Source organism: Hamadaea sp., assembly GCF_013362815.1.
In the GTDB taxonomy this organism is placed as follows: Bacteria; Actinomycetota; Actinomycetes; order Mycobacteriales; family Micromonosporaceae; genus Hamadaea.
In genome coordinates this window covers 58,515-76,129 of sequence record NZ_JABFVK010000017.1, presented here as the reverse complement: position 1 = coordinate 76,129, position 17,615 = coordinate 58,515, and the positions used below count along the sequence as shown (strand labels likewise).

Annotated in this window: 25 protein-coding genes; 16 read left to right on the top strand and 9 right to left on the bottom strand. The window is 69.3% G+C overall.

What is annotated here, in order from left to right; genetic code table 11:
• On the bottom strand, positions 1–129 hold a 129-nt coding region (locus tag HOV77_RS10850; RefSeq protein ID WP_290860951.1), incomplete at its 3' end, for a GTP-binding protein.
• 185 nt (positions 130–314) lie between these two features.
• Between HOV77_RS10850 and HOV77_RS10845 the strand changes: the two genes are divergently transcribed.
• Positions 315–1,580 carry a choice-of-anchor A family protein gene (locus tag HOV77_RS10845; protein ID WP_290860945.1) on the top strand — a complete coding sequence of 422 codons (1,266 nt, stop codon included), beginning with the start codon at positions 315–317 and terminating at the stop codon, positions 1,578–1,580.
• Between the two features lie 45 nt (positions 1,581–1,625).
• On the opposite strand, the gene HOV77_RS10840 is transcribed toward HOV77_RS10845, so the two are convergent.
• Positions 1,626–2,165 (bottom strand): TetR/AcrR family transcriptional regulator, encoded by a 540-nt coding sequence (locus tag HOV77_RS10840; protein WP_290860943.1) that lies wholly within the window; start codon positions 2,163–2,165, stop codon positions 1,626–1,628.
• 91 nt (positions 2,166–2,256) lie between these two features.
• Between HOV77_RS10840 and HOV77_RS10835 the strand changes: the two genes are divergently transcribed.
• The gene (locus tag HOV77_RS10835) at positions 2,257–2,838 is read left to right on the top strand and encodes a carboxymuconolactone decarboxylase family protein (RefSeq protein ID WP_290860941.1); all 582 of its coding nucleotides are present in this window, start codon (positions 2,257–2,259) and stop codon (positions 2,836–2,838) included.
• A complete protein-coding gene (locus tag HOV77_RS10830; protein WP_290860940.1) occupies positions 2,838–3,044 on the top strand; it encodes a hypothetical protein in 207 nt (68 codons plus the stop codon). Before HOV77_RS10835 ends, HOV77_RS10830 begins: the two co-directional genes overlap by 1 nt.
• Here HOV77_RS10830 and HOV77_RS10825 read toward each other — a convergent pair whose 3' ends face one another.
• Positions 3,045–3,821 carry a class I SAM-dependent methyltransferase gene (locus tag HOV77_RS10825; RefSeq protein WP_290860938.1) on the bottom strand — a complete coding sequence of 259 codons (777 nt, stop codon included), beginning with the start codon at positions 3,819–3,821 and terminating at the stop codon, positions 3,045–3,047. It abuts the gene before it with no gap.
• A gap of 92 nt (positions 3,822–3,913) precedes the next feature.
• Between HOV77_RS10825 and HOV77_RS10820 the strand changes: the two genes are divergently transcribed.
• The 6 genes from HOV77_RS10820 to HOV77_RS10795 all read left to right on the top strand — a co-directional run bounded on the left by HOV77_RS10820 (position 3,914) and on the right by HOV77_RS10795 (position 6,953).
• Positions 3,914–4,411, top strand: a complete 498-nt coding sequence (locus HOV77_RS10820; RefSeq protein WP_290860936.1) for a hypothetical protein — start codon at positions 3,914–3,916, stop codon at positions 4,409–4,411.
• Positions 4,412–4,478: 67 nt separating this feature from the next.
• Positions 4,479–5,240, top strand: a complete 762-nt coding sequence (locus HOV77_RS10815) for an alpha/beta fold hydrolase (RefSeq protein WP_290860934.1) — start codon at positions 4,479–4,481, stop codon at positions 5,238–5,240.
• Between the two features lie 15 nt (positions 5,241–5,255).
• A complete protein-coding gene (locus HOV77_RS10810) occupies positions 5,256–5,720 on the top strand; it encodes a hypothetical protein (protein WP_290860932.1) in 465 nt (154 codons plus the stop codon).
• 43 nt (positions 5,721–5,763) lie between these two features.
• On the top strand, positions 5,764–6,153 hold the full coding sequence (locus HOV77_RS10805; protein ID WP_290860930.1) for an STAS domain-containing protein: 390 nt from the start codon (positions 5,764–5,766) through the stop codon (positions 6,151–6,153).
• 81 nt (positions 6,154–6,234) lie between these two features.
• Positions 6,235–6,546: a metalloregulator ArsR/SmtB family transcription factor gene (locus tag HOV77_RS10800; protein ID WP_290860928.1), complete on the top strand. Its 312-nt coding sequence runs from the start codon at positions 6,235–6,237 to the stop codon at positions 6,544–6,546.
• Complete coding sequence (locus HOV77_RS10795) at positions 6,543–6,953, top strand: SRPBCC domain-containing protein (RefSeq protein ID WP_290860926.1); 411 nt, start codon at positions 6,543–6,545, stop codon at positions 6,951–6,953. Before HOV77_RS10800 ends, HOV77_RS10795 begins: the two co-directional genes overlap by 4 nt.
• Positions 6,954–7,070: 117 nt before the next feature.
• Here HOV77_RS10795 and metE read toward each other — a convergent pair whose 3' ends face one another.
• Positions 7,071–9,230 (bottom strand): 5-methyltetrahydropteroyltriglutamate--homocysteine S-methyltransferase, encoded by a 2,160-nt coding sequence (gene metE / locus HOV77_RS10790; protein ID WP_290860924.1) that lies wholly within the window; start codon positions 9,228–9,230, stop codon positions 7,071–7,073.
• Between the two features lie 189 nt (positions 9,231–9,419).
• Here metE and HOV77_RS10785 point away from each other — a divergent pair, with 189 nt between their 5' ends.
• Positions 9,420–10,301, top strand: a complete 882-nt coding sequence (locus HOV77_RS10785) for a LysR family transcriptional regulator (RefSeq protein WP_290860923.1) — start codon at positions 9,420–9,422, stop codon at positions 10,299–10,301.
• Between the two features lie 10 nt (positions 10,302–10,311).
• Here HOV77_RS10785 and HOV77_RS10780 read toward each other — a convergent pair whose 3' ends face one another.
• Entirely contained in the window at positions 10,312–10,815 is a 504-nt protein-coding gene (locus HOV77_RS10780) for an FBP domain-containing protein (RefSeq protein WP_290860921.1), read from the bottom strand.
• Between the two features lie 57 nt (positions 10,816–10,872).
• Here HOV77_RS10780 and HOV77_RS10775 point away from each other — a divergent pair, with 57 nt between their 5' ends.
• Entirely contained in the window at positions 10,873–11,448 is a 576-nt protein-coding gene (locus HOV77_RS10775) for a TetR/AcrR family transcriptional regulator (protein ID WP_290860918.1), read from the top strand.
• On the opposite strand, the gene HOV77_RS10770 is transcribed toward HOV77_RS10775, so the two are convergent.
• On the bottom strand, positions 11,445–12,413 hold the full coding sequence (locus tag HOV77_RS10770; RefSeq protein ID WP_290860916.1) for a DUF5937 family protein: 969 nt from the start codon (positions 12,411–12,413) through the stop codon (positions 11,445–11,447). The two genes, HOV77_RS10775 and HOV77_RS10770, sit on opposite strands and share 4 nt — an antisense overlap.
• Before the next feature lie 116 nt (positions 12,414–12,529).
• Here HOV77_RS10770 and HOV77_RS10765 point away from each other — a divergent pair, with 116 nt between their 5' ends.
• Positions 12,530–13,036: a tetratricopeptide repeat protein gene (locus HOV77_RS10765; protein ID WP_290860914.1), complete on the top strand. Its 507-nt coding sequence runs from the start codon at positions 12,530–12,532 to the stop codon at positions 13,034–13,036.
• On the opposite strand, the gene HOV77_RS10760 is transcribed toward HOV77_RS10765, so the two are convergent.
• Positions 13,037–13,354 (bottom strand): hypothetical protein, encoded by a 318-nt coding sequence (locus HOV77_RS10760; RefSeq protein ID WP_290860912.1) that lies wholly within the window; start codon positions 13,352–13,354, stop codon positions 13,037–13,039.
• A 139-nt stretch (positions 13,355–13,493) separates the two neighbouring features.
• The gene (locus tag HOV77_RS10755) at positions 13,494–13,967 is read right to left on the bottom strand and encodes a GNAT family N-acetyltransferase (RefSeq protein WP_290860910.1); all 474 of its coding nucleotides are present in this window, start codon (positions 13,965–13,967) and stop codon (positions 13,494–13,496) included.
• A gap of 69 nt (positions 13,968–14,036) precedes the next feature.
• Here HOV77_RS10755 and HOV77_RS10750 point away from each other — a divergent pair, with 69 nt between their 5' ends.
• Together HOV77_RS10750 and HOV77_RS10745 are read left to right on the top strand one after the other, a co-directional pair.
• Complete coding sequence (locus HOV77_RS10750; RefSeq protein WP_290860908.1) at positions 14,037–14,432, top strand: hypothetical protein; 396 nt, start codon at positions 14,037–14,039, stop codon at positions 14,430–14,432.
• A gap of 7 nt (positions 14,433–14,439) precedes the next feature.
• Complete coding sequence (locus tag HOV77_RS10745; RefSeq protein WP_290860906.1) at positions 14,440–14,769, top strand: DUF1622 domain-containing protein; 330 nt, start codon at positions 14,440–14,442, stop codon at positions 14,767–14,769.
• Positions 14,770–14,807: 38 nt separating this feature from the next.
• Here HOV77_RS10745 and HOV77_RS10740 read toward each other — a convergent pair whose 3' ends face one another.
• Positions 14,808–15,602: an alpha/beta hydrolase gene (locus HOV77_RS10740; RefSeq protein WP_290860904.1), complete on the bottom strand. Its 795-nt coding sequence runs from the start codon at positions 15,600–15,602 to the stop codon at positions 14,808–14,810.
• A gap of 67 nt (positions 15,603–15,669) precedes the next feature.
• Here HOV77_RS10740 and HOV77_RS10735 point away from each other — a divergent pair, with 67 nt between their 5' ends.
• Positions 15,670–16,443, top strand: a complete 774-nt coding sequence (locus HOV77_RS10735; RefSeq protein ID WP_290860949.1) for a TetR/AcrR family transcriptional regulator C-terminal domain-containing protein — start codon at positions 15,670–15,672, stop codon at positions 16,441–16,443.
• Positions 16,444–16,469: 26 nt separating this feature from the next.
• Positions 16,470–17,561, top strand: coding sequence for an ionic transporter y4hA (locus HOV77_RS10730; RefSeq protein ID WP_290860902.1), 1,092 nt, complete (start codon positions 16,470–16,472; stop codon positions 17,559–17,561).
• The last annotated feature ends 54 nt before the right edge of the window (positions 17,562–17,615 follow it).

The window sequence follows — 17,615 nt, the reverse complement described above, 5'->3', positions numbered from 1 at the left end:
GGTCTGCGTACTGCCGGCGTCGACGCTGCCCAGCACGTCGATCACACCGGCCGACCACAACAGCCGCTCGGTCAGACTCGTCTTACCAGCGTCGACATGCGCCAAAATTCCCAGATTGAGAGTAGCCACGAAGCGAGAAGTCCTCTGCGTTGACGGAAACGGACCGGGGCAGAGAACGTGCTCGCATCGGATCTCCTCAGCTCTTCGGTAATGCGTACGCCGATCAGCCAAACAAATGAGGTTCGCCGGAGACAACCGAGTTTCCGGCGGCGCGCCTTGATCGCATACTGTGTCCGATTTGTTAAGAAAGACCGATGCGCGCAAGATCCTGGCTGGTCACCGCAGCCACCGTCGGCCTAACACTGGGCCTCACGGCTACCGGCAGTCAGGCCGCCGTCGTCATCGATCCGCTCGTCGGCAGCGAGGGTTTCCTCGTGCTCGTTGAGCAGGACGCTCAGCTGTGGGCCCACGAGATCGAGGGGACCGTCGCGATCGGCGGCGATCTGCGCGTCGGCGGGAACTTCACGACGCTGACGCAGAGCACGGATCCGTTCACCGCGCCCGGCGACTCCGCCCCGACCGCGCTGATCGTCAACGGCCGGGTGGACTTGGCGAACAGTACGCCCGGTGCGTCCCTGCACGTGACGGGTGGCGGTTTCATGAAGATCGGCGACCTGAGCGGGGTGTTCGTCCGGGACACCGACAACAACAACGCTTCCGCGTTGACCCGCATCGTCCCGATCAACGATTACAACGCCACGCCGAACGTCGAAGTGGCCGTGCACGAACCGGCGTCGTCGGTCGGCCCGACGATCCCGCTCGACGTCGCCGGGCTGTTCCCGACCTATCGCAGCATCTCGACGCAGCTGGCGACCGCGTGCCCGGAGAACGTCGTTCCGAAAGACGACCGCATGATGCCGATCGTCTCGCCGTACCCGCCGAACACCCACGCGTTCATCACTTTGACGCCCGGTATGACGAACGTCTGGAACATCTCGGCGGCAGATCTCACCAACCTCGCCGAGATCACGTTCACCAACCAGCCGACGGCGAGCATGCCGCTGATCGTCAACGTGGACACCACCGGGGTCGGCGGCGACTTCACCTGGGACTCGCCGAACCTGGCCGGAGTGGGCGGCGCGCAGGCGCCTTACATCCTGTGGAACTTCCCCGACGCGACGCGCATCGAGGACGTCGGCGGCGATTCGCTCGAGGGCACCCTGTACGCCCCCCGCGCCGACTTCGTGGACCTGAACCCGACCAACATCGAGGGTGCGGTCGTCGTGAAGTCGATGATCATGGGCAGCGGCCGGGTGGACGGCGGTGAGGTCCACCTGTTCCCGTTCGCGGGGAACATCTCGTGTGCCGAGATCTCTCCATCGCCCTCCCCGTCTCCGAGCAGTGCGATGCCCGCTCCGTCGGCCAGCACCCCGACCACGCCCGCGCCGTCGCCGAGTGGGCCGATCCTGCCGGACACCGGGCAGCCGATTGTCTACATCGGAGTGACGAGCTTCGGCCTGTTGCTGGGCGGAGCGGCCCTCCTGCTCGTCGGACGGCGGCGGCGCGACCTGTCGCGCTGAGTCCCTGTTGCTCATCTCGCTCGTCCTCACGCGACCTCGTGCGGGTCATGTGACGAGGGAGCGGGCGAGCGTGCGTGCCTGTGTGGCGGGGGCGGTCGTCCGTTCCCGTAGGGCGGTGACCGTTGCGCCATCCATGAGCAGCACGAACTGAGGCGCGGTCGTCGCCGGGTCGCCCGCGCCGTGGTCGCGTAGCAGCCCTTCGACGTACGCCGTCACCTTCGCCTTGTGCTCGGCGGCGACCTGATGCGCCGGGCTTTCCGGGTCGGCCGTCTCGATCATCGTGTTGATGAAGGCGCAACCCCGGAAGTCGGCCCGGGCGAACCGTTCGGCGAGCGCGTCGAAGACCGCGAGCGGGTGCCCGCCCAACGCCGTCACCCGTTCGGTCAGCCATTCCCGCCAGCGTTCGTCCCGTCGGCGGAGCACCGCGACGACCAGCTCGTCCTTGCTCGCGAAGTGCCGATAGAACGACGCCCGGCCGACACCGGAGGTGGTGAGGATGCGTTCCAACCCGACGGCTCGGATGCCGTCGGCATAAAAGAGCTCCTCGGCGGTGTCGAGGAGGCGTTCGCGGGCACGGGTGGCCATGAGGCGAGTCTAACCGGATCTTGACGGAAACGGAACCGATCAGTACCGTCTGGTAAACGGAACCACTCAGTACCGTTTTTGGAGGCATGTGATGCCGCGTCTGGCGCAAGTCACCGACGATCCGACCGGCCTGCTCGACAGAGTCCGTCAGCAGCTCGGCAAGGTCCCCAACCTGTACGCCACTATGGCCAACGGCCCGGCCGCGCTCGACGGCTACCTCGCGCTGCGGGGACACCTGGTGAAGGGCAAGCTCACCGCCCGGCTGCGGGAGCAGCTCGCACTCCTCGTCGCCCAGGAGAACGGCTGCGATTACTGCGTCGCTGCGCATACCTTCAGAGGCAAGCTGATGAAGCTGACCGACGAGGAGCTGCTCGCCACCCGGGTGGCCGAGGACGCGAATCCGCACGCGGAGGCGGTGCTGCGGCTGGCCCGCGACGTCATGCGTACGCGGGGCAAAGTGGACGATGGGACCCTCGCCGAGGTTCGGGCGGCCGGGGTGACCGATGCCGAGATCGCCGAGGTTGTCGCGCACGTGGCGCTCAACGTCATGTCCAACTACTTCAACCACTTGGCGCAGCCCGAGCTGGACTTCCCGGCCGCACCCGAGCTCGGGTCGCCCGCCGCGAATGCGGAGGAGCTCGACTCGCGCGGCGGGAAGGCGGAGGGGGCCTGATGAAACGGCAGTGGCGGCGGGGGAGCATCGAACTCAACGGCGGCTATGCGCTGCTCGACAAGGACGGGCAGCCGGCCGAGCGGCTGGACGACATCCGGTTCGCCGTCGAGGGCGGATTCGTCAACGTGCGCGTACCGGGACGGGCGGGCACTCAACTCGTGTCCGCCCCGGGCGTGCGGCGGATCCAGTGCGACTGGGAAGAGTAGTCAGCGGGTTCCGCGTACTGCCCAGGCGCGGGCGCTGAGCTCGATCGGGCCGTCACCGAGCCGGCCGCGTAACTGCTCGCGCAGGCCGGCTCGGCGTTCCTCGCTCAGCGACATCGCGTACGCGGGACCGGGTCCCTGCCCACCGAGGAAGGGTCGCCAGTAGTCGTCGAAGGTGGGGAAGACGGTGGGGATCTCGATGGAGTCCACGACGACGTCGCCCAACCCGGCCCCGGTCCACAGTGCACGCAGCGGATCCGGGTGGCAGAGCGCGAAGCGAGAGCCTTCGTTGTGCCGGGCCGCGTCGGGATCGAGCTCGACCGCGGCCGTCCAGAAATGCCGCATGAGCTCCATGCCCTCGGCGTAGTCCCAGACGTAGGCGGCGACGACCGCACCGGCGGCGGCGACCCGGGCGAACTCGGTGAGCGCAGCCCCGGGCTCGGGCACGAAGTTGATCGCCAGCCCGCTGATCACCGCGTCGTACGCCGAGCTCGCCAACCGCAGCTCGCGGGCGTCGCCCAAGTAGAACTCGGCCCGGGGATCGGTGACTTGTTCCCGGGCGGTGTTCAGGAAGCCCAGTGACGAGTCCACGCCGACGATGCTGCCCGGTTCGGCCAGGCTCAGCACCGCCGCCGTCAACGCGCCGGTGCCGCAGCCGACGTCCAGCCACTTGGCGTTCGGGCGTACGCCGAGCCAGGGCACGAAGACCGCGGCGACCACCCGGCTCCATCGGCCCACATAGGCCTCGTACGCGTCGCCCGCCGACCACACGTCCGTCATGCCTGCCGAGGGTACGCGCTGCCGGCCCGAGGGGGTTCCCCGCAAGTTGCCGTGTCGCCGTATCGTGTCCCACCGATAGGGGGTGACGGCGCATGAAGCTGACGATCGAGGCCGTCTTCGCCGGGCTCGTCTGGGTCGCGGTGGTCACCGGTGCGTTGATGGTGCTGGCGATGCACGTCCGGGACGTGCGCCGGGGTCTGCGTACGGCGAATCACCAGGCGCTGCTGCAATCGCGTACGCCGTATCACGAGATGGTGATGCGGTATCCGGTCATCCATCGGGTGCTGTTCGAGGGCGAGGACTTCGACCGGCTCGACGACGATTCCCGGGTACGGGTGACGCAGGCGTGGTCGCTGCTGATGACGTGGCACGAATCGGTGCTGCTGCACGAGCAGTCCGGTGCGATCGCGAAGGCGACCGCCGACCAATGGACCACCATGTTGCGCGGTCAGCTGCGTACGCCGGCGTTCCAGCGGCTCTGGGTGGAGCACGGCTGGACGTTCCACCCCGCGTTGAAGCTGTTCGTCTCCGTCGCGGCGGGGCTGCCCGCGCCCAAATCGCCGGACGCAGTGCGCGCCCAGGTCGGCTGATCGCCCGGATATTGGGAATCTCGCGATCGGACGCAACTTATGGGAGCGCTTCCAGCGTCCTTCGCTCATGAAGCTCATTCCCTACGTCGCACTCGTCTCGGTGCTGGCGCTGGCCGCGTGCGACAGTGGTGCGAAACCCTCGGCCGAACCCTCCGGGCCCCGGGCCGGTGGCAACTGCGAGGAAGCCGCCGCCGGTGGGCGGGCCGTCCACTTCGGCTCCGAGGAGAACGCCGACCTCTACGGGCTCGTCTTCGGCGACGGGCCGACCGGCATCGTGATCTCGCACATGAACGGCGGCGACGTCTGCCAGGGCATGCCGTACGCGAAGGAGCTGGCCGGCCGCGGATACCGGGCGCTGGTGTTCGACTTCGCCGGGTTCGGGGCGTCGCCCGGGGTGGCCGCCGTCCCGCAGGCGCGCCAGGTCGTGGCGGCCGCGACCTTCCTCCGCAAGGACGGCGCGGCCAACATCGTCCTCATCGGAGGGTCGATGGGCGCCACCGCCTCCGTCGCGGCCGCACCGCAGTTGACGCCGCCGCCGAAGGCTGTGGTCAGCCTGTCGGCTCCGTTGTCGTTCGGGGCGGACAACGCCCTCGGGGCCGCCGGCAAGATGCCGAGTCCGGTGTTCTACTCCGCCGGCGAGTACGAGAGCACCTTCGCCGAGAGCGCCAAGCAGCTTTACGACGCCACCCCGGCAGGAGTCGCGCGTACGCTGCAACTCGGTGAGGCTTCGTCGAATCATGGGCTGTGGCTGACCGATCCCACCGTGGGCGTGCAGCCGTTGCGGGCGAAGATCGCGGAATTCTTGACCGTGAATGCGCCCGCCGCCTAGTGGTATGAAGGAACGATGCCCGAGGCTCGCCGTGATCCGCCCGTCGGGCTGATCTTCGTCCTCACCGGACTGCTGCTCGTCGCGATCGGCACCTTCGTGCTGCCGTGGGCGGCGCCCGAGGAGCCGGCCGCGACGGTCATGTACGCCGACCTGATGTCGTCCGCCCTCGACGTGGCGACGCAGTCCTTCAGCGACCTGTACTTCTCCGTCCTGGGCCTGCTGCTCATGGGACTGGTCGCGGTCTTCGGCGTACGCGGGACGTGGCCGGCGCGCTACGGCCAGCGCCGCCGCGTGCATCGGACGCTGGCCGCGATGGCCTGTGCCGTCGCGGTCAGCGCGTTGCTCACCGCGGTCGCCGAGGTGGGCCGGCCCGGCATCGGGGCCGGGTTCGCCGCGACCGGCTACGTCTTCGTCGCGGTCGGCGTGATCGTCGGACCCAGCCGTCGCCGCACGACACCCCGCTCACGCTCCACCTTGTGAGCCTCGGCGGGCGCATCCGCTCGGTCCTTCCTAGACTGACGAGATGAGCGTGCGGATCGTGGAGCGTCCCGATCTCGGGGTGAGTGTCGTCGAGGTCGCCGGGGAGCTGGACATGGACAGCGCGCCCGCGTTCCGGCGATGTCTGTCCGATCTGCTCGGCGCGGGCGCGGCCCGGATCGTGGTCGACGCGCACAGGCTCCGGTTCTGCGACTCCATCGGCCTGTCAGCCCTCGTCACGACGCAGAAGGCATGCAGCGCCCGGGGCGGCTTCCTCCGTCTCGCCGGGGCCGACGAGACCGTGTTGCGGCTGCTGCTCATCGTCGGGCTGACCGATTACGTCGCGGCGTACGCCTCGGTGGAGGCCGCGGCGTCGGGTGATCCCGCGGCGCGGGCGTACGCCGGCCACGCCCGCGCCGCCGAAACCACCGCCTGAGCCGCCGACCCGACCGACACCACGGCCCGGACGCGTCGGAAGAAGTTGACGCGTCGGGAATCTCCGACGTATTGTCGGACCGTGCCCGCCGACGTCTTCAGCGCTCTCGCCAACCCGGTACGCCGCCAGATCCTGGAGGCGCTCCGGGAAGGTCCGCGCCCGGTCAACGAGCTGGCCGCCCGCTTCGATCTGGGCCGGCCGGCCGTCTCCGAGCATCTGCAGGTGCTGCGGCAGGCGGAACTGGTCCGCGAGGAACCCCGTGGGCGCCAACGGTTCTACCACCTGCGACCGGAGCGGCTCGCCGAGGTCGGCGACTGGCTCCACCCGTTCGAGCATTACTGGCGTGGGCGCCTGCGTGCCCTGCGCGATCTTCTGGATGAGGAAACACCATGAGCGAGACCACCGAAGTCATCGAGTGCGACGAGTTCCTGCCCCACCCGCCGGCCGTCGTGTGGCGGGCGTTGACCGAGCCCGAACTGTTCGCCCGCTGGTGGGTGCCGGGCGACGTGCGGCCGGTCGTCGGCCACCGGTTCACCCTCGACATGGGATCGTGGGGCGAGCAGCGGTGTGAGGTCGTCACGGTCGACGCCGAACGCCTGCTGCGGATCGCGTTCGCCGAGGGCGTCCTGGACTCCACGCTGACCTGGCGGCTCGTCGCCGAAGGCACCGGCACCCGGCTGTTCTTCGAGCACGCCGGATTCGACCTGGACTCGCCGCTCGGGCGGCAGGCGTACGAGGGAATGGGCCGGGGCTGGCCCAAGGTGATCGCCCGGATCGCCCCGGCCCTCGCCACCCTCTGATCCAAAGCTGCCGGGGTCATCGCGCTGGATCAGGGTTCACGGCCGAATCATCGGTCAAGATTCGACCGAGAACCCTGATCCAGCGCTCAAGCGGCCGGCGCCCGAGCGGCCGGTGGATCAGCGGACGCGGGCGGCGGCCGCGACGAGGTTTGTCAGCGCCGCCTCCACCTGGGCGTACGCCCGGGTCTTGAGACCGCAGTCGGGATTGGCCCAGACGCGGTCGGCCGGCAGTACGGCGAGGATCGCCCGCAGCCGTCCTTCGATCTCGGCGACGTCCGGTACGCGGGGCGAGTGGATGTCGTACACGCCGGGCCCTAGTCCTCGCCCGTAGTCGGCGATCCCGGGCGCGGTCAGCAGACTGCCACCGGACCGGGCCGACTCGATCGTCGTCACGTCGGCGTCCAGCGCGTCGATCGCGGCGAGCACCTCATTCGCGTTCGAGTAGCACAGATGCGTGTGGATCTGCGTCGCGTCGGACGCGCCGGCCGTCGCCCACCGGTACGCCCCGACGGACCATTCGAGGTATTCCGGCTGCGCAGCCTGCCGCAGGGGCAACAGTTCCCGTAGGGCGGGCTCGTCGACCTGGATGATGCCGATCCCGGCCGTCTCCAGGTCCTCGACCTCGCCGCGTAGTGCGTCGGCGACCTGCCACACGACGTCGCGCAGGGGAATGTCCCGGCGGACGAAAGACCAGGCCACGATGGTCACCGGTCCGGTGAGCATGCCCTTGACCGGGCGATCCGTCAATGACTGGGCATACGTCGCCCAGCGTACGGTGATCGGCTCGGGGCGCTTGACGTCGGCGTGGATGATCGGCGGCCGGGTGCAGCGCGAACCGTACGACTGAACCCAGCCATGCCGGGTGACCGCGCAGCCGTCGAGATGCTCGGCGAAGTACTGCACCATGTCGTTGCGCTCGGGTTCGCCGTGCACGAGGACATCCAGCCCGAGCCGCTCCTGCAGCCGGATGACGTGCTCGATCTCGGCGCGTACGCGAGTCTCGTATCCCGTCTCGTCCAGCGTGCCCGCGACGAGCGCCGCCCGCGCCTCCCGCAGATCGCCCGTCTGCGGGAACGAGCCGATCGTCGTGGTGGGCACCGGCGGCAGACCGAGCTTGGCCTGCGCCTTTGCGCGTACCCCATAGGGCGAACGAGTCGCGGCCGCCGTGACCCCGAAACCGGCCGGAAGCGGCGCGGACACCGGTCCCGCGAGCAGCGACCCGCGCGAGAGGGCGACGATCTCGCGGACCTTCTGCTCGGCGAAGGCGAGCCGATCGCGCAGGTCGGGATCGAGGTCGGTCTCCAGCTCGACGTCGTACGGGACGTGCAGCAACGGGCAGGAGCTGCCGATCACGACCTGCGCGGCGTGTGGGCGCAACCGGTCGACGATCGTGAGCACGTCCGGCGAGGTACGCCAGACGTCCCGCCCGGAGACGACGCCCGCGACGACGGTCTTGCCGTGGAGCAGTGACACATCGGGCAGGCCGCCCCGGACGAGGTCGAGCGCGACACCATCCACAGCGGACAGTGCGGGCAGCGCCTCGCCGAGATCGCCGAAGTACCCCGCGACCAGGATCTTCGGCCCGGCCGCAGCGAGCCGGTCGTACGCCCGCCGCACCGCCGCGAGCTGCACCGCTGTGAGATCGGTGACCAGCGCCGGTTCGTCCAGCTGCACCCACGTGGCGCCGGCCTCGGCCAGCGATCCCAGGATCGTGGCATAGACCGCGAGGAGATCGTCGAGCCGGTCCAGCGGCGTGAACTCGACGGGTGTTCCGGGCGCGGCCTGGGCCAGCAGCAGGAAGGTGATCGGGCCGAGCAGCACTGGCCGGGTGTCCACGCCGAGCGCGAGCGCCTCGCGGTACTCCGCCAGCGGCTTGTCGGAGGCCACCCGAAACGCGCTCGTCGCGTCGATCTCCGGCACGAGGTAGTGGTAGTTCGTGTCGAACCACTTGGTCATGCGCAACGGCGGCAGCTCTTGCGTACCGCGTGCCATCGCGAAGTAGCGGTCCAACTCCGGCAGGTGCCGATATCGCTCCGGCACCGCGTCGACCAGCACCGCCGTGTCGAGCACGTGGTCGTACAGCGAGAAGGTGTTCGACGGGATGCCCGCCAGGCCGAGCTCCTGCAAGCGCAGCCAAGTCTGGGCCCGAAGCCGCGCCGCCGTCTCCAGCAGATCGGTGGACTTACCGTCCCAATAGGACTCCAGCGCGCGTTTGAGCTCGCGGTGCGGGCCGATGCGGGGATAGCCGAGGACGGTCGAGGCCGGGAAATCAGTCATGCCGTTACAGATAGCCCGCTCGCCGTCACCGACGCCGAGCCTATTCGCTTCGCTTATGCCCCGTCGGCTCCCGCCGGGGGCGCTGGATCACGGATCTGGGTCGAATCTTGACCCAAGATTCGACCTAGATCCCTGATCCGGCGCCGGAGCGCGCCAGCGCCCGAGCGCGCCGGGAGGGCATACTGGGGCGTGCCCGCCGACCCGACGCTCCGCGACATCCGGTGCTTCACCGTGGTCGCGCGCCGGGCCGGTTTCTCGGCCGCCGCGGCCGAACTCGGGATCTCGCAGCCCGCCGTCAGCCAGGCCATCGCCCGGCTGGAGAGCACGCTCGGCGTGACCCTCTTGACCCGCGCGGGAACCGTCACGCTCACCGAGGCAGGCCGCGCGCTGCTCGCCCGCGCTGAGGCCGTGCTGGAACAAGCCGACCTGCTCGTCGCCGACGCCGCCCGGCTCGCGACTCCGGAGGCGGACGCTATTCGGTTCGCTTATGCGCCGCTCGTCGGCGGGCTCGCGGCCAAGATCGCCCGGCGGCTGCGCGACCGCAAGCCTGGCGTACCGGTCACGCTGGTCCCGGCCCACTGGGAGCCGGCCACGACCGCGCTGACCGGCGGGTCCGTCGCCGTCGCGCTCATGACCACGCCGTTCCCGGCCGGTCTGGCGTCCGCGGCCCGGTTCCGGATGCCCGTGACCCACGTCGCGGTCCGGGCGGGGGAGCGGCTCGCGACGGCTTCGGCGATACGCATAGAGCAGCTGTTCGGCAGCGAGATGCTGATTCCCCGCATGCTGTGGTCGGCGATGCTGGCCGCCTTCCCCGGCGTCCACCAACCCCGGGTGACCGTCGTCGACGACGACCTGTATGCGGGCTGCGACCTCGTCGCGGCCGGACGCGGTGTGCTGCCGGTCCCGCGTCTGCTGGCGGAGACCGTACGCCGGCCCGACGTGGTCTTCGTCCCGTTCGATACCCGTCTGCACCTCGCGTACGCCCTGGTCTGGAACCCGGCGCGGGTGAGTCCGGAGTTGGTGGCGCTGATCCAGGCCACCCAGGAAGCCCTGCGCACCTTCCTCGCCTGACCTCCCCGTGTTACGTGAGGATCTTGGCGAGGAAGCCGTCGAGCTTTCCGCGCAACCGCTCGACCTGTTCGTCCACCGACAGCGTCTCGTCCAGCCGTCCACCCGTGTGCGGCTTCTTGAGTCCGCGTACGTAGAGCGAGCAGGCCAGATCAGTGCAGATGTAAACGCCCACGGAGTTGCCCTGGCGGCCGAGCGCGCCCGCCTTACGGGCGGTCATGAGCGACACGCCGTTGCCCGGATGCGTTGTCAGGCAAAGCGAGCACATGCTGCGGTGCAGGAGTCCGCGCTGTTGGGCGGCCAGCCGGAGGGTCACCCCGACGAGGTCTACGTCCGACTCCGGATGGGCGGTGACCAGGTAAGCCCGGTCCGGTGCGGACCCGTCCCGCCAGGCCAGGAAATCGAGGTCCGCCCAGGCGCGGTCACCGAGATCGCGGGGGAGCGGGAGGCGTACCGCCTCGCCTTTGGTGCAGTTGACGAAGGACGACCGGATCTCGGCCTCGACGAGGGATCTCATGCCCCTACCGTATATTGCTAGGCAACTGACTTATCCCTCTAGGTTACGGAGAGCCGAGTGCCACGAGCGGGTCTGAGCACCGAACGGGTCGTGCTGGCCGCCGCCGACCTGGCCGACGAGGTCGGCTTCGAGGCGGTCTCCGTCTCCGCGCTCGCCCGCGGTTTCGGGGTGAAGGACGCCAGCCTCTACTCCCACGTCAAGAACCTGCAAGACCTGCGCGAACGGGTCGCGTTGAAGGCCAGCGAGGAGTTCGCCGACCTGATCGCCTCGGCGGTCGCCGGCCGGGCCGGGCGCGATGCGCTCGTCGGCTTCGCGGGGGCGTACCGGGAATTCGCGGTGCAACACCCCGGCCGGTACGCCGCGTCGCAGATGCCGCTCGAACCGGCCGTCCTCGACCGGTCGACCGGTCCACGCCGCCTGATCGCGGCGACCTCGGCCGTCCTGCGGGCGTACGCGCTGCCAGAGCCGGACCAGACCGACGCGGTCCGGCTGCTGCGGAGTTTCTTCCACGGCTTCGCCGATCTGGAGGCGTCCGGGGCGTTCCACCATCCGCGGGGACTCGACGAATCGTGGGCGCGCATCGTGGACTCCCTGCACTTCCTGCTGACCAACTGGCCGCGCGCGGCGAACTAACCCACCGCGGCTTCGCCGAGCGGCGTACGCCGATAGCGGATCTCGTGCCGGTGCCGTTCACCGGCGACGAACCCCGCGTCCCGCAACACCGCCAGATGTTCGGACACCGTTCCGGCGGCCAACGCGTGGCGGTGGGCCAGCACGGTCGTGCTCATCGGCGTACCGAGGTCGGCCAGCAACGCCGCCCGGGTCTTGCCCATGAGCCGGCCGAGCGCCGCGATTCGATCCGGTGAGAAGGTCTGCCACAAGGTGCCCAGGCCCCGGGCGGGATAGATCACGGTCGGCTGCCAGGGTGGGTCGACGATGGCGACGACCTGGTCCCACTTGAACGCGCTCGGCACCAGGATCAGCCCTTCGCCGGCCAGATCCCGATGGTCGTCGTCGCCATACTCCCGGGTCAGTACGCCGTTGCTCCAGCGCAGCCGGGGATGCAACTCGGCGAACAGCCGGTCCAGCCCACCCTCGGCGAGCCGCCGGGTCTGGAAGCTCACGTCGGCGTCGAGCAGTCCGCGTACCTGGGGCCAGACCGGTTCGACGAGGACTTCCCAGGCTCGGCGCAGCAGCTCGACCAGCAACTCCAGTACGCTCCCCGGCTCACCCAGCAGGCGGCGTCCGGCCGGCGACTCGGCGGCGCCCGGGGTGTCGGCCAGCGACTTCCGCAGCTCTCGGCGTATCACTTGATGATCAGTGGCCGCCACGGCCTGAAGCTCGTCGGCGAACCGGGCCAGCGGGCTGGTCGGCGGGGGCGAGAGGAAGTCGGGCGTGTAGCCGCGACGGGGCAGGAGCAGCGCGAGCGGCCGGAGGTCGAGGCCCTGGAGATCGACGGTCGTGAGCCAACCGCGGTGCGGGCCGGGGTCCTCGCGCGGACTGAGCAGGCGGACCGCGGACACCGTCTCGAGCATGGGGGAGAGCGCGAAACGGCAGCGCAGCAGGTCGTCCGGGCCGAACCGGAGCGTCACCGCCATGCTGATCCCCTTCCCGAGACATTCGGCACATGCCGAATCACTGGCGTCGACTCTAGCCCGACCCGCAGAGTGATCACCGCACGGAGCGTGCAGCTCGGAACAGCAAGGAGAACAGCATGAACCCCGACTGGGAGCAGCGCAGCGACGCCCTCTGGGCGGACTTCAACGCCGCGCCGGACACGTGGGACGAGGAGGAATTCCGCGCTCGCGTCGGCGACCTGGCCGACGAACTCGGACCCGGTCACCCGGTCGCGGCGTTCGAACGGGCCTGCGCCTGGGATTCGACCGGGCATTCGGACAAGGCGATCCCGCTCTACCGCGAGGCCCTGGAGCTGGGCATCGACGGCATCCGCCGACGCCGCTCGGTGATTCAGATGTCCAGCTCGCTGCGCAACATGGGGCAGCCGGAGGAGAGCGTGCGGCTGCTGACCGAGGAGCGTGAGCGTGGCTCCGACGAGCTCGACGACGCGGTCATCGCGACGCTCGCCCTGGCGCTGACCAGCGTCGGCCGGGAGCGCGAAGCGGTGTCGCTCGCAGTAGGGGCGCTCGCGAAGCACCTACCGCGCTACCAGCGGTCCATGGCGAACTACGCCCGGCTGCTGGTGGAGCCGGACGAGGACTGATTACAGCCAGCCACGACCTTCGTTGTCGTGCAGGCTGCTGCTCCACAAGCGATCCTCCCGGCCGCCGCCCGCCCGTGCGGCGGCGTCGGCCGGGACCCGCTTCCCGCTGATCCGGTGCAACGGCAGCGGCTCCTGGCCGCCCCGGCCCGGTCCGGCGAGAATCAGCACGATGGGCAGCCCCGAGCCGTCGGGGTCCAGGCCGACGATCCGGCCGTACGCCTCGCCGGCGTGATCTGCGAGGGCCACCTCGTCGCCGACGAACAACCAGGTGCCGTCGAGATCCCAATGCGGGACCGGGGGTCCGTGGTTCTCGGTCATCGCAAGCGCTCCTGTCAGAGGTCCCCGCGCCGATGTATATCACCGACTGTCGCGCCTTACTGACTGTAAGTAGACCATTGACGAGCGCCTGTGAATAGCATCGCGACCGTGAATTGTGTCGCTTCCACTCCCGTCGCCGTCACCCGTCGGACTTCGGACGGAGGTCGAGGCAGAAGCCGGGGAACTCGGCTTGATCGCCGCCGTAGTCCGGGGCGTACCCCAGAGATTCGTAGAACGGAACAGCGTCCAGACGGGACTGCCAGTCGAGGATCATCGGCAGCGGTCGGTTGCGGCACCACTCGGTCACCTCGGCCATGAGCTGCCGTGCTATTCCCTGCCGCCGCATCCCGGGCAGCACGAACAGATCGTGCAGCCGGCCGACGGTGAACTCGCGCCGGGGGTTCGCACCGTAATCCTGGGCCAGGGCGTACCCGGCTTCGGCTGAACCGTCGATCGCGAGCAGCACCAGATGGCGCTCGTCGTCGAGGATCTCGCCCATCCGGGCGTCGTACGCCGTCCGCGGCGCGGTCGTGGCGGTTCCGAGCGTGTCGAACTCCAGGGCGAGGCGATAAAGCCGGTCGAGGTCGGCCGTCGTCGCGGGGCGGATCTCCATGATCGGGCATGCTGCCAGAACTTGGCGGAACCGCCTACGAGGCGAAAGATATTTCCGTACGGTGGGCCAATGACGGAAATGTCCTCTAGCAAGCGGGCCTGGTCGGAGGGCGGCATGGTCTTCGCCGCCTGCATGATGGTTCTGCTGGGCGTCATGCAGTTCTTCCAGGGCCTCGCCGCAGTCATCAAGGACTCGTTCTATGTGGTGGCTCCGAACTACGTCTACGAGTTCGACACCACCGCCTGGGGCTGGATCCATCTCATCGTGGGCGCGCTGGTGGCGGTCACCGGTTTCTTCCTTTTCACCGGGGCCGAATGGGCTCGGGGCGTCGGCATCGCCCTCGCCGTGATCTCCGCCATCACGCAGTTCTTCTTCATTCCGTACTACCCGATCTGGGCGCTGGTCATCATCGCGCTCGACGTCTTCGTCATCTGGGCGCTGACCGTCGCGCCGCGTACCGCCTGACGGGCAGATGGACCTCGTCGCCCGCATCTTCGAGTACATCGGCGTCGGGGTGCTCTGCGCCGGTCTGCTGTGGTCGGTCGTCGTCGCCGTCGACACGTGGCGGCGTGACGGCGGGACCGCGGCGTACCAGAGGGTGCGGGCGACCTTCGGCGGCGTACTGCTGCTCGGCTTGGAGATCCTGGTCGCGGCCGACCTCATCCGGACGGTCGCGGTCTCGCCGACTCTGGAGAACGTCGCGGTGCTCGGGATCATCGTGCTGATCCGGACCTTCCTGAGCTTCTCGCTTCAGGTCGAGATCGACGGCCGGGTCCCGTGGAAGCGGTCGGCTGACCGGTGACCGTCCTCGCCGTCTCCGTCGGCAGCGCCGTCTGACGATCATGCGGGCAGGCCAAGAGCGTCAAGCCAGGGCCGGAGGACGGGAAGTACGGCGGTGGCCTGCATCGCGCCGGTGTGGTCGAGCCCGTCGAGCACCTCGACGTCCCACCCGGCGGCGGTCAGGTCGGCGCGGCGGCGTACCAGGGGTCCGGCGATGTCCACAGTGACGTCCCCCCACTTCGGCCCGTACGCGATGACATCGGCCGAACCGGCGAAGCACATCCGGGGCACCGACAACGAGACAGCAGCGTCGGAAAAGGACTGCAATGCCTCGTAGAGCACGACGAACTGGCCGGTCTGCTCGGGTGACAGAGTGAGTTCAGCGGTGTCCCAAACGGAGTCACCGCCGGACGCGGCGGATGAAGGGGAGAGGGCGAGCGCGTGGGTTGCGCGCGTGACGGTCAGCATCTCGGCATACGGGCCGTCGAGGGGTGGGAAGCCGCCCATCGCCAGCGCGGTGAGCCGGTCGGTACGCAGGGCGAGCTGGAGTCCGGCGAGGGCGAGCCACGAATACCCGTAGTACGCGAACCGCTCTACGCCGGCGGCGTCGGCGACCGCCAGAAGATCGTCGGCCAGCCGAGTCGGCGTCAGCGGAACGGGATGGGCGAGCCGATAGCCCTCGTAGTCGAAGGCGATCACGCGGTAGGAGTCGGCGAGCCCGGCGATGAGATCACGGCCGTTGGCGGGGTTGACGCCCCAGGCGCGCATCTCGTCGGCCTTCGTGCCCTCGATCGGCTGGGGATTGACCGGCATCAGCAGGGCGGGGCCGTTCCCGTGCACCTCGTACGCGACCATGGCAAGATCTCCTTATCGTGTAAGGTGTTCTAGATTAGTTTACGCCGTAAGGAGATGCAAGTTGGCCGTGTACGCAGGCCAGAGCGATCCGGCCTGGTCGATCCCCGCGCTGTGGCGGCAACCGGGCGAACTGCGACTGGAGCGTCAGCCGGGTCCCAAGCGGGCGCTCAGCCTGGACGAGATCGTGCGGGCGGCGACCGAGATCGCCGACCGGGACGGGCTGGCCGGGCTGTCGATGCGCGCAGTCGGGGAGAGGCTGGGCCGGACCGCGATGTCGCTCTACACCTACGTCCCGGGCAAGAACGAGCTGATCGACGTGATGTACGACGGCGTGCACGCCGAACTGCCGATGGCCTACGACCTCGGCGAAGGCTGGCGCAGCGCCCTCACGTCATGGGCCGGCGACCTGCTGGACTTCCACGTACGCCATCCCTGGACCGTCCAGGTCTCGTTCGCCCGGCCGGTGCTCGGCCCGCACGAGCAGGCCGTCCTGGAGAACCTGGCGACGATCCTGCGGTCGACCGGACTGCCCGCCGCGCGTACCCGGCCGATGGTGACCGCTCTCTATCACCTGATCCGTGGCAGCGCGCAAACGATCACCGACGCCCGGCGAGCCGCCGAGATCACCGGTACGCCGGACGAGCAGTGGTGGTCCGCACGGAGTGCCCGCCTCCTCGAAGAGGTCCCCGACTTCGGCGCTCGCTTTCCGGCGACCGTATGGCTGAACACCAGCGAGAACATCGCCGAGAACGCGCAGTCCTACGACTTGGAGGCGTCTGCTCGGGAAGCCTTCGCGGGCGGGCGCGACCTGCTCCTTAACGGCCTTTCTGCCATGATCTGAGGCATTCATCCGTCAGACTCGGGAGCATGTTCACCCGGCTGATGGAGTACTGGGCGCTGCTGATGCCGCCACTGGCGATCGTCGTGCTGGTCGGCGTGTGGCATCGGGATCTGCCCGGGTTCGCCGTCGCCCTCGCCGCGCTCGTGCTGGCCGGCGCCGTTCTCGCGGCGGTGCACCACGCGGAGGTGATCGCCCATCGGGTCGGGGAGCCGTTCGGGTCCTTGGTGCTGGCGGTCGCGGTGACCATCATCGAGGTCGGGCTGATCGTGTCGCTGATGATCGGCGGCGGGGAGAAGAACGCCGCGCTGGCCCGTGACACCGTGTTCGCCGCGGTCATGATCACCTGCAACGGCATCTTCGGGCTGTGCCTGCTGGTGGGCGCGCTCAAGCGAGGGATCGCCGTCTTCAACCCCGAAGGCACGGGAGCCGCGCTGGCCAGTGTCGCGACCGTCGCGACCCTGAGCCTCGTCGAGCCGACCTTCACGACGAGTGCCCCGGGGCCGCAGTTCTCGACGGCGCAACTCATCTTCGCCGCGACGGCGGCCTTGCTGCTGTACGCGCTCTTCGTGACGACGCAGACGGTCCGCCATCGCGACTACTTCCTGCCGATCACCACGAAGGGCGAGGTCATCGACGAGGAGAGCCACGCCGATCCGCCGACGTTGAAGCAGACCTGGCTGAGTCTGGCTCTGCTGCTGGTCGCGCTGGGGTCGGTGGTGGGCCTGGCCAAGTCGATCTCACCCGCGATCGAGTCCGGCGTGGCCCAGGCCGGGCTACCCGCGTCCGTCGTCGGCGTCGTCATCGCCATGCTCGTGCTGCTGCCCGAGTCGATCGCGGCCGTCCGAGCGGCCCGGCGCGACCGCGTACAGACCAGTCTCAATCTCGCCCTCGGCTCGGCGATGGCGAGCATCGGCCTGACCATCCCGGCCGTCGCGGTGGCCTCGTTCTGGCTGAACGACCGGCTCATCCTCGGGCTGAGTTCCACGCACATCGTGCTGCTGGCGCTGACTGTCGTCGTCGGGACGCTCACGGTCATCCCGGGCCGGGCGACTCCGTTGCAGGGTGGCGTGCATCTGTCGATCCTGGCGGCGTACCTGGTCCTGGCGGTCTCGCCCTGAAAGTGGGCGATCACGCCGATCGCGGCCACAATCGAGAGACTGAGCGCCTAAGGA